15 protein-coding genes and 1 pseudogene are annotated in these 15,262 nt (G+C 63.5%); 4 read left to right on the forward strand and 12 right to left on the reverse strand.

Annotated features, from left to right (window positions below; genetic code table 11):
• The first annotated feature begins 56 nt into the window (after positions 1–56).
• On the forward strand, positions 57–920 hold the full coding sequence (locus tag AC522E_RS07255; protein ID WP_500749736.1) for an alpha-amylase family protein: 864 nt from the start codon (positions 57–59) through the stop codon (positions 918–920).
• A 68-nt stretch (positions 921–988) separates the two neighbouring features.
• Here AC522E_RS07255 and AC522E_RS07260 read toward each other — a convergent pair whose 3' ends face one another.
• From AC522E_RS07260 to AC522E_RS07290, 7 genes are all read right to left on the reverse strand, one after another.
• Positions 989–1,699, reverse strand: coding sequence for a L,D-transpeptidase (locus AC522E_RS07260; RefSeq protein ID WP_500750605.1), 711 nt, complete (start codon positions 1,697–1,699; stop codon positions 989–991).
• A gap of 258 nt (positions 1,700–1,957) precedes the next feature.
• Positions 1,958–2,974 carry a succinylglutamate desuccinylase/aspartoacylase family protein gene (locus AC522E_RS07265; RefSeq protein WP_500749737.1) on the reverse strand — a complete coding sequence of 339 codons (1,017 nt, stop codon included), beginning with the start codon at positions 2,972–2,974 and terminating at the stop codon, positions 1,958–1,960.
• Positions 2,975–3,024: 50 nt separating this feature from the next.
• Positions 3,025–3,801 carry an amino acid ABC transporter ATP-binding protein gene (locus tag AC522E_RS07270; RefSeq protein WP_500749738.1) on the reverse strand — a complete coding sequence of 259 codons (777 nt, stop codon included), beginning with the start codon at positions 3,799–3,801 and terminating at the stop codon, positions 3,025–3,027.
• Between the two features lie 12 nt (positions 3,802–3,813).
• The gene (ehuD, locus tag AC522E_RS07275) at positions 3,814–4,473 is read right to left on the reverse strand and encodes an ectoine/hydroxyectoine ABC transporter permease subunit EhuD (protein ID WP_500749739.1); all 660 of its coding nucleotides are present in this window, start codon (positions 4,471–4,473) and stop codon (positions 3,814–3,816) included.
• A complete protein-coding gene (locus tag AC522E_RS07280) occupies positions 4,463–5,122 on the reverse strand; it encodes an amino acid ABC transporter permease (protein ID WP_500749740.1) in 660 nt (219 codons plus the stop codon). Before AC522E_RS07280 ends, ehuD begins: the two co-directional genes overlap by 11 nt.
• Positions 5,123–5,152: 30 nt before the next feature.
• Positions 5,153–6,028, reverse strand: coding sequence for an ectoine/hydroxyectoine ABC transporter substrate-binding protein EhuB (gene ehuB, locus AC522E_RS07285; protein WP_500749741.1), 876 nt, complete (start codon positions 6,026–6,028; stop codon positions 5,153–5,155).
• Positions 6,029–6,083: 55 nt separating this feature from the next.
• Positions 6,084–7,283, reverse strand: coding sequence for a trans-sulfuration enzyme family protein (locus AC522E_RS07290; RefSeq protein ID WP_500749742.1), 1,200 nt, complete (start codon positions 7,281–7,283; stop codon positions 6,084–6,086).
• Positions 7,284–7,396: 113 nt separating this feature from the next.
• On the opposite strand from AC522E_RS07290, the gene AC522E_RS07295 reads away from it, so the two are divergent.
• A complete protein-coding gene (locus tag AC522E_RS07295; protein ID WP_500749743.1) occupies positions 7,397–8,356 on the forward strand; it encodes a LysR substrate-binding domain-containing protein in 960 nt (319 codons plus the stop codon).
• Here AC522E_RS07295 and AC522E_RS07300 read toward each other — a convergent pair.
• From AC522E_RS07300 to AC522E_RS07310, 3 genes and pseudogenes are all read right to left on the reverse strand, one after another.
• A pseudogene (locus AC522E_RS07300) lies at positions 8,336–8,428 on the reverse strand (IS6 family transposase); the annotation flags it as partial. The gene AC522E_RS07295 and the pseudogene AC522E_RS07300 overlap by 21 nt on opposite strands.
• Positions 8,429–8,575: 147 nt before the next feature.
• Positions 8,576–8,929: a hypothetical protein gene (locus AC522E_RS07305; RefSeq protein ID WP_500749744.1), complete on the reverse strand. Its 354-nt coding sequence runs from the start codon at positions 8,927–8,929 to the stop codon at positions 8,576–8,578.
• Positions 8,930–8,962: 33 nt separating this feature from the next.
• The gene (locus AC522E_RS07310) at positions 8,963–9,463 is read right to left on the reverse strand and encodes a hypothetical protein (protein WP_500749745.1); all 501 of its coding nucleotides are present in this window, start codon (positions 9,461–9,463) and stop codon (positions 8,963–8,965) included.
• A 601-nt stretch (positions 9,464–10,064) separates the two neighbouring features.
• On the opposite strand from AC522E_RS07310, the gene AC522E_RS07315 reads away from it, so the two are divergent.
• Positions 10,065–10,319 carry a hypothetical protein gene (locus AC522E_RS07315; RefSeq protein WP_500749746.1) on the forward strand — a complete coding sequence of 85 codons (255 nt, stop codon included), beginning with the start codon at positions 10,065–10,067 and terminating at the stop codon, positions 10,317–10,319.
• 193 nt (positions 10,320–10,512) lie between these two features.
• On the opposite strand, the gene AC522E_RS07320 is transcribed toward AC522E_RS07315, so the two are convergent.
• Complete coding sequence (locus AC522E_RS07320; RefSeq protein ID WP_500749747.1) at positions 10,513–11,358, reverse strand: HD domain-containing protein; 846 nt, start codon at positions 11,356–11,358, stop codon at positions 10,513–10,515.
• Between the two features lie 462 nt (positions 11,359–11,820).
• Between AC522E_RS07320 and AC522E_RS07325 the strand changes: the two genes are divergently transcribed.
• Complete coding sequence (locus tag AC522E_RS07325) at positions 11,821–13,680, forward strand: PAS domain-containing HWE histidine kinase family protein (RefSeq protein WP_500749748.1); 1,860 nt, start codon at positions 11,821–11,823, stop codon at positions 13,678–13,680.
• A 421-nt stretch (positions 13,681–14,101) separates the two neighbouring features.
• Here AC522E_RS07325 and AC522E_RS07330 read toward each other — a convergent pair whose 3' ends face one another.
• Positions 14,102–15,262 carry a M20 aminoacylase family protein gene (locus tag AC522E_RS07330; RefSeq protein ID WP_500749749.1) on the reverse strand — a complete coding sequence of 387 codons (1,161 nt, stop codon included), beginning with the start codon at positions 15,260–15,262 and terminating at the stop codon, positions 14,102–14,104.

Below are 15,262 nucleotides of genomic sequence, written 5' to 3' on the forward strand. Positions count from 1 at the left end.
TGAAGGCGGGGCCGGCTTATGGACCACTCCGGGTTCATCCTCTCAAGGGAAAGAAGATGCCATCCCGCTCGTGGCTCATGCTGGCCCTGGTCATCGCATCGGCGCTTCTTGCGACCCTTCTCTCGCGCGCGCTGCGCACCGGTCACACGGATCTGGTGAAGGGCATCGTCTGGCAGGTCGATAATGCCACCGTTGACATCCGCGGCCGGTGGGAGCGGATTGGAGCGCACCAGCTTCTTGTGCAATGGACGGTCGTGGATGACGTCGCGTTCGTCCCCGATGCCGGCGTGCGACCTGCGCCGCAGTTGCCTGATTGGACGCGAATCTCGAAAGAGCCCTGGGCAAAGGAGGTGATCCTCGGCATGGCGGGCCGGTTCAGGGAGACCGAAGCGCGTGCCCGAATGGCAGAATTGGCTGCTCTGTCAAAGCACCTCGCTCGGCTTCCCACTCCTTTGAATGTCGTGGGCTGGTATTTTCCCGTCGAGGTCGATCCGACCTGGGCCGATGCTCCTCACATGGCCTCGCTCCTGATGCAGTTTCCGAGGCCCCTTTGGATTAGCGTCTACGACAGCGCCAATGTCGGTGCGGACGTGCTGGCCGATTGGCTCGTCTCATGGCTGCCGACAGATGTCGGCGTGATGTTCCAGGATGGCGTCGGCGTTCATGCCCGTGACGCTTCCGTCGCGCGTCACTATGCCAATGTGCTCTCGGTCAAATTGGGAGCTTCGCGCGTCCGCATTATTGCTGAGGCGTTCCGTCCCGATCCCAAGGGAGGATTCCGCTCAGCCACTGCAGGGGAAGTCGCATCCCAGATCTCTGTCTATGACGGCTATGATGTCTATCTCTTCGACGGCCCTCACTATGTCTCGGAAGATCTTATCGCTCAGCTGAGGGAGCACCGTCAGGTCGACGCCAAGTGACCAGACGACGGTGGCGAGAAGTGTAGGCTCGCCACCAGCCGGCGCCCCCACTGGGTCTGACGCCGCTGCTATGCCGGCAGGACGATCACCTTCGTCTTGACCGGTGTTCGTGAGTACAGGTGGATCATATCCTGACTGAGGAGTCCGACGCAGCCGCTTGTGATGCCCTTGCCGATCGACTCGGCCTCGCTGCTGGCGTAGATCGTATAGAGCGTGTACGCGCCGTTCTGATAGAGATAAAGCGTGCGGGCGCCGAGCGGATTGTCGAGGCCGCCCGGCATGCCGCGGGCGTATTTGGCCGCCTCGGGCTGGCGACGGATCATCTCCTTGGGCGGGGTCCAGGTCGCCCATTCGGCCTTGCGCCCGACATAAGCGTCACCGCTCCACCGGAACCCGTCGCGGCCGACATTGGCACCATAGCGGGTTGCCGATCCGTCGTCCTCGATGCGGTAAACGTAGTAATTCCCGGGGTCGACGATAATCGTACCGGGCGCCTCTTTGGTCTCGTAGCGAACCGTCCTGCGATAATATTTCGGATCGACCTTGCTGACATCGACTGCTGGGATCGGGAATTTCTCATCGGGCACCGGCCCGTAGACCCTCGACGCCTCGGCGAAGCTCATGCCGTCGGATGTCGCGCAACCGGCCAGCCCCAGCGCCCCGAGGCCGGCGGCCGAGCCGACCAGAAACGACCGGCGGCTAAGAAGCCCCGCCCGACGCCCGAGCAAAGCTCCCTCGTCTATCTCTCCCGCATCGGCATTCCCACCGTCCATGATCATGATTTGGCCGCTTCCCATGTCCTGTTGCCCGACGAGACAATACTCCGGCATCCACCCGCTGAACGTCTTGCTGAGCTTCAGATTGCCGCCACACGGCTCGATTGGCAAGCCCGGGCCCTCGCTGCGCGGGGCCCGCCATGCACCAAGGTCGGTCAAGGTCCACGCGGTTCCGTAGCCTCCCTGAGCGCCTGGTTATCACCGGAGCAGCCCCGGGGCCCGTTCAAGGGCCTGTGCGATCCTTCGGTGCAGCCCGGTCGATCACAGAGTCTGGCCGAGGTCCGTCATCAGGTTGTACAGGCAGTCCCCGCGCGCCGTAATTGTCGGGAAGCGCCTGCAGCTGACCATGCCGCTCGTCGGGAAACGGAGCAGCACCGGCGGCTTCAGGGGACTCTCGTAGGAATGAAGGCAGCCTGCCTCCTGGCCTGCCTCCACGACGTCTCCGACCGCGACGAACGGCTGGAACAGACCGCTCTCGGTCGCGTAGACCGCGGCATTGCGGCCAAGCGAGCTCATCAGGCGGCACCCGGCTTTATCCCTCACCGCCATGTCCGGAACGATACCGTAATGCTTGAGAACCCGGCGGACCCCGGATTCAGCGATCGCCAGGCCGGCGGGCGAGAGGGTCGCGCCTCCGCCGAGTTCCGTCGTGAGGGCCGGAATGCCCCGCTTCTCGGCCGCGGCGTAGAGAGTCGTGGCTCCGCCGCCTCCCGCGCCGTCGGTGAGCACGCCGACCGGAGCGTCGAAGGCCCCCAGCAGTTCCCGCACCGCCTCCTGGTGCCCGGGCGTCAGCCCCGGCCGGGCCAGCGCGAGCGGAAGATATTCGAGCGAGCGTCCGCCAGAGTGAAGATCGATCACCAGATCGGACATCGGGAACAGGATGTCGTCGATATAGTGGGCGAGCATCTCGGTCGGCGATCCATGGGCATTGCCCGGAAAGAGGCGGTTGAGATTGCCCTCGTCGATCGGGGACACCCGCTGGCCCGCCGCCACTGCCGGATAATTCAGGGACGGGAGGATGATGATCCGCCCGTTGACCTGGGACGCGGAGATTTCACGGGCCAGCTTGATCAGGGCAATCTGACCTTCGTACTCGTCACCATGGTTCCCAGCTGAGAGCAGGACCGTCGGGCCGCTGCCGTTCCGGATGCAGATCAGCGGAATCGGAATCCAGCCATAGGCCGACATGTTCGACGAGTAGGGAAGCCGGAGGTAGTCCGCCTGCTTGCCGTCCCGATCGAAATCGACGGCCGTCCAGATGCGGGTGGTGTTCGACACGATGTGATCTCCAGTGGCAATGGGACGTATCAAATGAGGACTTTGCCGGGTCAGAGGATTTGTCCGAGAAAAGCCTTCGTCCGCTCGCTTTGCGGGTTCGTAAAGAACTCCGACGGAGGAGCGCTCTCGACGATGCGTCCGCCATCCATGAACACGATCGAGTCGGCCACCTTGCGAGCGAACCCCATCTCATGCGTGACGCACATCATCGTCATGCCGTCCCGGGCGAGCTCGATCATGACGTCGAGGACCTCGTTGATCATCTCGGGATCGAGCGCGGAGGTGGGCTCGTCGAACAACATCACCTTCGGCTTCATGCACAAGGCGCGCGCGATCGCGACACGCTGCTGCTGCCCGCCAGAGAGCTGGCTCGGGAACTTGTGTACCTGCTCAGGGATCCTGACCCTTTCCAGATAGTGACGTGCAATGTCCTCGGCCTCCTGGCGCGCGATGTTGCGGGCGCGCCGCATCGCCAGAGTGCAGTTCTGCAGGACCGTGAGGTGAGGGAACAGGTTGAAGTGTTGGAAGACCATACCGACATCCCGCCGCAGTTCGTGCAGGCGCTTCGCGGCCGCTCCTACCTCCTGGCCGTGGATGAAGATCTGGCCGTCCTGATGGCGCTCAAGCTGGTTCACGCACCGGATCAACGTCGACTTGCCGGATCCCGACGGCCCGCAGACAACGACCTGCTCTCCCGCATGGATGCGCAGATCGATGTCCTTCAGCACATGGAACTTGCCGTACCACTTGTTCAGCGACAGGATGTCGACCGCAACCTCGCGTGGCGCCGCGATACTGCATCCGGTTGTCAGGCTGGTGGTTTCCATCACGATGTCCGGTTAGCGTTTGGCGGATTTCAGGAGCCGGGTTTCCATCAGCCGCACGACCTGGGCGATTGAGACCGCGAGGACCAGGAAGATGCCCCCGACGGTCAACATGGGTTCGGCATATCTGAACGTGTCGGATGCAATCTCCATCGCCTGCCCGAGCATCTCCGGGACCGCGATGATCGCGAGATACGGCGTCGCCTTCAGGATCGACACGAAATAGTTCCCCATCGGGGCCGCAATGTTGCGCAGCATCTGGGGCGCGATGACGAAGACCACGATATCGAGCCGCCTGAGGCCGAGCGCATGCGCGGCCTCGAACTGGCCACTCGGGATCCCGTCGATTCCGGCTTTGAACACCTCCGCCAGATACCCGCTGTAGTACAGGCTCAAGCCGAGGATGCCGACCACGTAGGACGGAAGGGTGACCCCGTAGAACGGCAGGACGAAATACAGGAAGTAGAGCTGTACCAGGACGGGAGTTGAGCGGATGAAGTCGATCACGAACCGCATCACGTAAGACATGACGCGGTTGCAGCGGCGCAGGATCTCGAAGGCGAATCCCAGAACTGCCGCGCCGAGGCAACTAGCGATCGTGACCCAGACGGTCGTCCCCAGGGCGGACAGAATGATCGGCAGGCTCGCGATGGCGAAATCAAAATTAAAGGTCACCACGGGTCCTTTCGCTGACCGCCACCCGTTTCTCCACCCACCGGCCGAGGATCGTGGCCGGATAGCAGACGATGAAATAGGCAACGAGAAGGGCCGAATAGGTGCCGACCGGGTCGTATTGGAGCTGCGAGATTTCCTTGGCTCGGAACGTCATGTCGGTCAGGGTGATCAGGGACACCAGGGCGGTTCCCTTGATCAGCTGGATGAACTGGTTGATGAAGGTCGGAGTCATGGCCTTGAAGGCCTGCGGCAACTCGATCAACGCAAGGATGTGCAGGCGGCGCAGGCCGAGGGCCCTGCCGGCCTCGACCTGGCCGGGATCGAGCGCCTGCAGGGCCGCACGGACGGCCTGGCTGCCGTAGCCGCCGATATTGAGCCCGAGAGCCACCGCCCCGACGGTGATGCCCGACAGGGTGATGCCGAAGCTCGGCAGCGTGTAGTAGAAGACGAACAGCAGAACGATGACGGGTGAGCTGCGCCAGAACTCGATGATCGCCGTGACGATCCATCGCGCCGGCCCGCTGGTGAAATGCTGCAGTATTCCGAACACGAGCGCGAAAGGCACGGCGTAGGCCATCCCCCACAGAGTGACGGTGGCCGTGACGCCGAAGCCTTCAAAAATGCCGGCCAGGATCTCAACGAAGCTCATCCCCGCATATCCTCAATGTCGCATGAGCGATCAGTCGCCCTTGCAGACATCCGCGGTCTTGATGTCGGGCGCCATTTCGGCATCGGTGAAGCCGTAGGCCTCCATGATCTTCTTGACCGTGCCGTCGGCCTTCAGCTTCGTCAGGCGATCATTGAACAGGTCGCGAAGCGCCGCGTCGTTCGTCCGGAACGCGATGGCCGTATACATGGCGGACGGAAGGCCGTTCTCCTTGGTGAGGCCCGTGAACGGCAATGCCCGCTCGAGACCCTTGACGTTCTTGTCCTCCAGCAGGGAAACGACGCTTGGCGCCGAGAGCGTCGCCGCATCGGCACGCCCGCCAAGTACGGCGGAGACGAGGTCGGTCGTCTCGTGGAGCTGGAGAATCTGGTCTTGCGGAACTCCCGCCGCAATGGCGTTCTTCGTATTCTCGGTGCCCCGGCCGCCGGCAAGACGGATCTTCGGATTCGACGCGATGTCCGCATAGCTGTGGATGTTCAGCGGATTGCCTTGCTTGACGATGAGCCCATCGCCGACCGCGAGGTCCGGCTCGCTGAAGATCACTTCCTGGCAACGCTTGGGCGTGATCGCGATTCCGGAAGCGATCATGTCGAAACGATTGGCGTTGAGGCCCGGGATGAGCGCTCCGAACTCCGAGATGACGAAATTGATGTTCTTGATGCCGAGCGGCTCGAGCGCCGCCTTGACCAGATCAGGGTGATAGCCCCGGACTTCGCCCGTGCTGCTGCGGAATCCCCAGGGTGCCCGGTTGTGGATGCCGATCGTCAGGGTTCCACTGGCGAGGCGCTCCTTCGCGTCAGTCTGGGCATGCGCCATGGGTCCGCTGCCGGTCCAAGCCACGAGCGCAAGCGCCGCGAGACCTGCCTTGATAGTCAGTCTTCTGTTCATGTTCAACATCACATGTCCCTCTCGTTGTTGGTTGGCTGTGTGAAGAATTCGGGCCTCACGCACCCGCCGGAGCGGGTGCCGCGGTTTCGCAGAACGTATCGAGCGCCGTGAAGAACCGGTCGAGATCCTCCTGCAGATCCGACAAGGCCTCCACGCCGATGCTGACGCGCAGGACCAAGTCCTCTCCGGTCCACGGTTTGGCAGTGCGATTGGCCATGACCGGCATCGGGGCCATCAGGCTTCGGGTGCCGCCCCAGGATGCCCCAATGGCGAACACCTTCAGGGCATCGAGCGCCGCGAAGACATGCGGCGTTGCGGCCGGCGTGAAGACGATCCCGAAGACTCCGCTCGCTCCCTTGAAGTCGCGCTTCCAGAACTCATGGCCCGGATTCGCTGGCAGGGGAGGGTAGAGGATCCGATCCACGGTCGGCTGATCGGCGATCGCAGGCAGCAGGCGCCTGGTCGTCTCGGCGCAATAGTGAAGACGTACCGCCATCGTCTCCATTCCGCGGAGAACGAGCGAACAATCGTCAGGGGAGACGCCGATGCCGAAGCGGCTGAGCTTGCCCTTGATGGTGGACGCCATGGCCTGATCGCGAACCGTAATCGATCCCATCAGCACGTCCGAGTGGCCGGAGAAATACTTCGTTAGTGCCTCGACGACGATGTCCGCGCCGTGTTGGAGAGGCTTGAAGAGCAGCGGGGTGGCCCAGGTGTTGTCGCATCCGAGCAGGGCGCCGTGCCGGCGGGCGATCTCCGCAAGGCGGCCCATGTCCTGGACCTCCATCGTCGTGGAGCCGGGCGATTCAGCCCAGATCATCCGCGTCCGGCCATCAATCGCACGCTCGAGCTCGTCCGGCGCCGTCGGGTCGTAGAACGCCACGTCGATTCCGAGTTTCCTGAGGTCTTTTTCGGCGAAATCACGCAGCGGCGGGTAGACCGTATCGGCAATGAGAACTCGGTCCCCGGCCTGCACGAAGGACAGAATCGCAACCGTGATTGCGGCTTGGCCGGACGGGACCAGGAACGTCCTGTGACCCTGCTGGAGGGCCGTAATCTTATGGGCTAGCGTGCGCGAGGTCGGGGTTCCGGACAACCCGTAGCTGTAACCGTCGTCGCCGCGCTGATGCCGGCTCTGATAGCTCTTCGCGTCCGGAAACGGGATCGTCGATGCCCGGTAGACCGGAACCCCAAGGCTCGCGAAACCGTCCCGGCTCGCTTCGGAGGAAATGACGCAGCGTGTCCAGTCGTCCATGGGCGATATCCTTGCTGGGATCCCATAGACCACGGTGACCCTATTCCGTCCAATACCAATATTGTGCCAGTCCATTCTCTGTAGTTATATGCAAGCTGCACCGTGAGGGCGGCATGAATCAACGCCAGATCGAAGTCTTTCATTCTGTGATGACAGCCGGGACGGCCTCCCGCGCGGCGGAGGTGCTGCGCATCTCGCAGCCTGCCGTCAGCAAGGCGATCCAGGAACTGGAGCGCTCGGTCGGGTTCGCACTCTTCGAAAGGATCAAGGGCCGCATGGTCCCGACGCCGGAAGGCCAGCTCTTCCAGAGGGAGGTGGAGGCCTCCTTCCTCGGCATGGCGCACCTGCGCAGCATTGCGGCACGGATCCGGGACTTCGGCTCGGGCGAGATTCGCCTGGCCAGCCTCTCGGCATTGAGCACAAACATCGTCCCACTCGCCCTGCGCCATTTCAGGGACCGGCACCCGCAGGTGGCCATCACCCTGCAGGCCCAATTGTCGTCAACCATTCGCGATCTCGTCGCATCGGGGCAGTTCGATCTCGGCATTGCGGCGGACGAGGTCGACGTCACGGGCGTCATCGCCCGGCCCTTCATGACGTGCCGCGCCTCGGTCGCCCTTTATCCGGGGCACCGGCTCGAGAAGGCCCGCTCCGTAACGGCGGCGGATCTGCATGGCGAGGAATTCATCGCTCTGGCGCCGCAGGACACGACCCGAATGGAGGCGGACTCCATTTTCGCCAGTGCACAGGTGCAGCCCCGTATCGTCCTCGAGACCCCATTCTCGGCGACCGTCTGCGCGATGGTGCGGGCACGGCTCGGTTGCGGCCTCGTGAATCCGCTGACCGCCGAGATCTACCTGAACAACGGATTGATCCTGAAGCCATTCGAGCCGGCCGTGCATTTCCGGACCCTGCTGCTGTTCCCGCTCAATCCCAGGCCGTCGCGGATTCTCCAAGACTGCGTCGAGGAACTGGACAGGGCCGTGGCCGAACTATCCCCGCAGTTCGGAACCTCCGGCGCTGGCGCCGCCAGACAGGAAGCCGCCGGGCCGCTCGAACCGCTCAGCGAGTGACGGTTGCTGAGTGCAGGCGTATTTCGCCTGTCGCTTTCGCATTGTGTGAACCATTTCGATGCCGCCCAACACAACGGGGCACTTTGCCCGCCCTTGAACATCGTGCCTCACCGTCTTCCGTCAGCGCAGGCCCGTGATTGGCAGTCATAGGATGCATCCGCACGGGCATCGTGAAACTGCGCCGCGTCCGGGCAGCGCAGCTTCGACTTCGTGAGAAGGCTATCGGGATGGAGGCGTACCCGAAGCCGGCCCGCCCGGACCACTCGCTGACGGCATTCCCGCACGAGCCCGCTCGAGCAACGTCGTGGCCGCCTCGACGCAAGCCTTCATGGAATCGCGCGGATCACACCGCACGGCAAGCGTCGCATCCCCGGCGCGCAGCAGAAAGCCGGCGCCGCGCACGGGGCCAGCCCGTCTCATACCGCCCCCGTCGAGCCCGCGCAGGAGGTCGCCGAGATCACGATCGCGCTGACTGTAGGACGAGCCGCGCTCGTCGGTATCCTCCGAACTTTGGCCGAAGGCAGGCAGGGCCATCAGCATCAGCCCGGCTGCTGCAATAATCGCTCTCCTCATATCGCTCCTCCTGTGAGTTGGGTTCGGGGAAGATCAGTCGCGGCAGACGCGCCGGCGTACCAGGACCATGAGACTGCCGTCCTGAGTCCGCAGGCTGCGAGTGAGGAAGTAGCAGCCGCCGCCCTCCACTCGCGCGGCCAGGCGTTCCCGCAGGCGATCGCGCAAGCCGCCGCCGTCGTCCGCCTCATCCCATCGCGAGGCCAGTCGTTCGCGCAGGCGCTCCCGCATGCCTGGATGATCCCGCAGGAAATCCATGATTTCGCTGCGACGATCCCGGCGCTCCTGGAGCCGGTCCAGAAGCATGTCGCGCCGGTCACTGCGCTCCTGGATCAGATCCATGAGCATGTCGCGGCGACCACCGCGTTCCTGAACCCAGTCTCGCAGAAGGTCGCGCAAGCTGCTGTCGCTGACGTCTGATCCGTCTGTGCTCCAATCGTCTTCCTGGGCGGCCACCGGAGTCGTCGTCGTGAGAAGGAGAGTGGACGAGGCGAAGAGGCTGAACGCCGCCATCGCCAGAACAGGCAATCGGGTCATGATGCTTCTCCAGTCGAGAACCAGAAACAGTTTCAACTCGGACGCACATCCGCGCCTTCCAGCAAATTTCCTCACATCTCAGTCGACCGTGGGCGGATGCGACGCAGGAGTCGAGGTTTCGCATGAAAGCTGGTATGCGGAAGCCCGAGGACCAAGAGTGCATGCCTTGGAGAACAGGACACCAGCTTGTCAGCGTTGCGATTCTATCTGTCCATGGTGGCTTCTTTGCGTCTGCATGGTCGCTCGAACAGAAGTGCTACTGGGGAAAAGCAGTAGCGCGCCGCCTCTTTTGGGGGATCCCGAAACGGCTTCCTCTGGCCGGCAACGAGGTTCGTGCCCTCGCGATCGAACGCATTCTCCTGAATTTCCTGTGGTTCGCGCAATGTGCCAGACGCTATTCGCCACGGACGCGTCAACTTCGAACCGGATTATGTCAGATCGTTGAGCCGGTCAGGCGCAATGTCGCATGAATCAGGGCGGGAATATCGCAAAATGTTGCGCCGTTGTCCGCATCGATCAAGCACGTCTCTGTCCGGCTTGCTCTAGTTGACCGTCCCTAGGGACAGGGCGAATGGCGCCCGGATTCAAGAGGAGGCATGCTATGAAGGCTACGTTCATCGCGGTGATGATCGGTCTCCTGTTCGCGTCGGCTCCGGCTTGGTCGCAGCGCAGGTCCGGTCCGTTCACACCATCGGGAGAAGTCCGAATTCCGTCGCAGAGCCAGCTTGAAAAGGAGGTTTTCTCCGAGCCTCGGAACGACTTTTCGTCGATCGATACCGTGGCTGACGCCGAGATGGAACGCATGGACCGCCAAATCGACCAACTCGTCGAGCGCGGAATCTGCGACGGATGTTGACAGTGAATCCCGGCGATCGGGACAGGCTCAATCGGACCACGGACTGCTGGATCGATGCGGACAATGACTGATCATTTTGCGATGCTACCCGAGCCTCCGGACGCGGAAAATGGACTTCCTGTCGGATCGTCGGAAGAAACTCGTCTCGCTGGTCCCGGAATCCGCCTCTGTCCTGGCCCGAGGGGGCCGTGGGCTAGCGCTGCGGCCCCATGAGGGCGAAAGCGTGCTGGGCGCAGAACACGTGGCTGTGCAGGTTCGCGATCCACTGCCGGCCTGCCGCCGTCACGTTCAGATAGGCGATGGCCTCCTCGAGGTGCGGCGAGACGCTGGACCAGTAGAAGTCGGGATAGCGCTCGACCAAGTCGGCTGGCGAGCCATAGCCGAGTTGCCGGTTGAGACCGATCTCCTCGAACTCGTGGAACAGGGCATTCGCCTTCTTCAGGTAGAGAGGGTCGCCGAGCTGGCCGATGAGGTCGGCGGCCTGGACCAGACGCCCCTCCTGATCATCCGGCGCATACTCCGATGGGCGGCATACGGGGAAGCGCGTGATCTCGACCGCTCGCGCCACCCTCTCCGCATCAAGCAGGGGCGAACCTGTCAGACGCTCGAGGACGAAGAGCTTGGAGCGGTCGACATGATAGGGGGCAAGCGCCGCGTCCGAGGCGCCGCGCGGCAAGGTCACGGTCGCCCCGCTCGCATCCACCACGAACCTATCCTTGCCGTCACCCTTCAGGATGCCGCGGACATAGCCGATGTCGTGCAGCAGGCAGGCGACGATCAGGTGCGAGTAGTCGTCCGGCTCCAGGCGCTCGGTCAGGATCCGGCCGTGAAGGATGTCCCGCCCGACCAGCGTCACCAGGAAGGTATGCTCAACATTGTGATACAGCGCATCGCTCCTGCCGAGGCACTCCAGCGCCATGCGAGCGGCGCTGTCGAGGCGCTCAGCCTTATCCTGATGCGAGGAGCCGAACAGGCGTCGGAAGTCTCCCGCGACGTGCCTCCCGAGCTCGTCTGCCATGATCTCCGGCATCGTCATCATGCAAGCCTCCCACATGTAGAGCGCCTTGGCCTGAGACTATAGCCGAGTTCCTGCGGAAGGTCTGCGGAGCGGGCGAGGGGCTGCGGCATCCGCGGCCGAACCGCGTCCCCCGTTCAAGCTGTTCATGTCTCAGAATGACTGGTTACCAGCCATTTCCCGACGGCAATGGGGCAGCGAGGAGCGCTTGGGAGCGATCAAGCCGGCCAGGATCCGTACCGGACACACCTCGAACAGGTGACGGTTACGATCCTCGGCCTGATCAGGCTCGCGGCGGCCTATGCCGTCAACCACGGCAAGTGCGCCGAGCGCTTCGAGGTCATCCTTCCTGGTTCGTCCTGGAAGCGACCTTCGCACTTCAGGTTGGACGTTTGCGACGTGGCGAAGCAAGAGGCTGTCGGCGTCCGTCTCCCATATTGCAATCCAGGCGGAGGACTGTGTATTCACGGGATGTGGAGCCATCCCATGAACGAGACCTTCACCACGAGCCCCGCCTCCACGCACCCGGAGGGCTGGCCCACAGACACGGGCGAGATGGCCAAGCTCATCCGGACCCGTGACTGGGCGGCAACGCCGCTCGGCCCGCTCGAGACGTGGCCGCAGAGCCTGAAGAGCGCCGTCGAGCTGATCCTTCCCAACGGCTTTCCCATGATCATCCTCTGGGGGCCCCAGCTCATCCAGATCTACAACCAGGGCTATGCCCAAATCATGGGCCTCAAGCATCCGGCCGGACTGGGTCAGCCCACGCGCGACTGCTGGCCCGAAGTTTGGCACATCAACGAGCCGATCTACGGGCGGGTCCTGGCCGGCGAGACAGTCACGTTCGACGATGCCCTCTATCCGCTGGCCCGCAGTGGGGTCCTCGAGGATGTCTGGTTCACCCTGTCCTACAGTCCGCTATTAAATGAGAGCGGCCACATCGCCGGCGTTCTCGTAACGCTGTTCGAGACCACGGCCCGGCGCGTAGCCCAGCGCCAGCGCGATGAGGCTGAGGCGGCGCTGCGGGCGAGCGAGGAGCGCCTGCGCCGGGTGCTGGAGACGGATACAGTAGGCGTCTTGTTCTTCAACGACGAGGGCACGCTCGTCGATGCCAACGAGGTGTTCCTTGGGATGACCGGTTGGTCGCGGGAGGACATCGAGAGCGGCAGTCTCGACTGGCGCCGGATGACCCCGCCGGAGTGGATTGCCGACAGCGAAGCGCAGATGGACGCGCTCCGGCAGACGGGACGCCTCGGCCCGTACGAGAAGGAGTACCTGTGCAAGGACGGCAGCCGCTCCTGGATGCTGTGCGCAGGACGTGACCTTGGCGACGGCACAATCGTCGAGTTTGCCATCGACATCCGCGCCCGCAAGCGGGCGGAGGAGGCCGAACGGCGGCTCGTCGCAATCGTCGAGTCGTCGGACGATGCCATTATCAGCAAGAACCTCGACGGCATCATCACGAGTTGGAACCAGGGTGCAGAACGGCTGTTCGGCTACCCGGCCGAGGAGACAATCGGCCAGCCCGTGACGATGCTGATCCCCGAGGACCGGCAGGACGAGGAACCCGGAATTCTCGAACGCATCCGCCGTGGCGAGCGCGTCGATCACTACGAGACCGTTCGCCGACGCAAGGATGGCAGTCCGGTCGAGATTTCGCTGACAGTGTCGCCGGTCAGGAACCGCTACGGCCGGATCATTGGCGCATCGAAGATCGCCCGCGACATCACCGAGCGCAAGCGGCTGGAGGAGCAACTGCTCCTGGTCAACCGCGAACTTCATCACCGGGTCAAGAACACCCTGGCGACGGTCCAGGCGGTGATCGCCTCGACGGCGCGGCGCGCCCAGACCATTACCGAGTTCCAGCACGCTGTCACGGAGCGCATCACTTCGCTGGCGCGAACCCACGCGCTGCTCGTCGAGCAGGAGCACGGCGGGGCCTCGATCCGCGACATCCTGAACGCCGAGCTGGCACCCTACGACGACGGAACCCACCAGCGGTTGAGGCTCGCCGGACCCGAGGTTCGGCTGCCCTCCGAGATTGCGGTGGCGTTCGGGATGGCGGTGCACGAGTTGACCACCAACGCGGCCAAGTACGGCGCATTCTCGCTTCCCAGCGGCCTCATCGAGGTAACCTGGAGCGTTGAGAGGCACGCCGGCGCGCGCAGGCTGACCCTGGACTGGCAGGAGCAGGGCGGGCCGGCTGTCGAGGAGCCGACGCGGCAGGGCTTCGGCTCGGTGCTGTTGCAGAGGGCCCTCGGGCGGCAATTGGACGGCGAGGTTGAAACGACCTTTGCGCCGGACGGACTTCACGTCCGGATTACTGCAACGCTGCCGCCACAGTAGTCGGAACCGCGGGCGATGTGTGTTCTTGGGCATGTTTCGGAGAGCAGTCTCCATGAAAGCCCCTTTCGCTCGCAGGCTTCTGCGACTCCGTTTCACGTTGGTTGGAGCAGTCCCGAAAATCGGCAGCATGCTGCGTGTTGAAATGGCATGGCTTCCACTGCGGGATCCTCGAGCCGCCTCAATCACACACCTGCCGGGGCCATGGACCCACCGCGGGTTGGACCGAAGGAAGGCCGAAATCGACAATCGGCCTGGGCTGCGATTGCCTCTCTCATCTTCCTGCGGCAGAGGTGTCTGTCTCAGGTTCACAATGTGAGCCGCTCAACCAGACGTCCCTCCTTGTCGGCGAACATCTCCACCTGATCCAAAACAGCCGTTGACGTGATTTCCCGTGCGGTCCGATGTGCCGGATCCGTGACGGTCAGACGGATGGCAATCGATGTCGGACGATGGCGGCATGATAGCGTGCGCCAAAGATCAGCCCGTCATCGTTGAAGTCATAGGCCGGGTTGTGCAGAGGCGCCGAATTCCTGCCATTCCCCACGAACACGAAGCAGCCGGGCACATGCTCCAGGAACCGGGCGAAGTCCTCCGAGCCGGTCATCGGCTCGGGGGCGGTCGAGACATTCTCCGCATCGAACACGGTACGTGCGGCTGCGAAAGCTTCGTCCACCAGGGTGGCATCGTTCAGCAGCGGCACGAACTCGCGCGTGTAGATCACCTCGGCGGCGACGTTGTAGGTCAGAGCCGTTCCCTCAGCAATAACGCGCATCTGCTTCTCGATTTCGGCACTCACCTCAGGCTGAAAGCTGCGGGCATCACCGAGGATGCGGGCATGTCCTGGGAGAGCATTGCGGGTACCGTCGGTGATCAGCTCGGTCACCGAGACAACACCGATGTCAGTGGGGCTCAGGCGGCGCGAGACGATGGTCTGGAGATTCATCACCGTGGCACAGGCGGCAACCAGCACCTCGTTGCCCCAGTGCGGGCGGGCGGCATGCCCGCCAATGCCTTTCAGGACGATCTCGAAGTTGTCCTCCGCCGACATGATTGGCCCGACGCGGGTCTGGAAGTGTCCGACGGGCAGGCCCGGCATGTTGTGCAGGCCATAGATCTCCTCGAACGGGAAGTGCTCCATCAGGCCATCAGCCAGCATGGCGAGCGCCCCCTTGCCCCATTCCTCGGCAGGCTGGAAGACGAAGCGCACGGTGCCGTCGAACCCACCTTCCTCGGCCAGCAATTTGGCGGCGCCGAGCAGCATGCCGGTGTGGCCATCATGGCCGCATGCGTGCATCGTGCCGGGGGTCTGCGACCGGTAGCCCTGCGTGCCTTGTTCGGTAATGCGCAGGGCGTCCATGTCGGCCCGGAGTGCAATCGCCCGGTTGCCGCTGCCGCGCTTCAGAGTCCCGACGACGCCAGTGCCGCCCACCCCTTCGGCCACCTCGTCGAGACCGAATTCTCGTAGTTTGGCGGCGACGAAGGCACTCGTGCGCTTCTCCTCAAAGCCGAATTCAGGATGAGCGTGCAGGTCACGTCGCCACGCGGTCATCTCCCGCTCGAGGGCACTCAGATCGATCGTCAT

This window comes from Microvirga sp. BF8 (genome assembly GCF_059888585.1).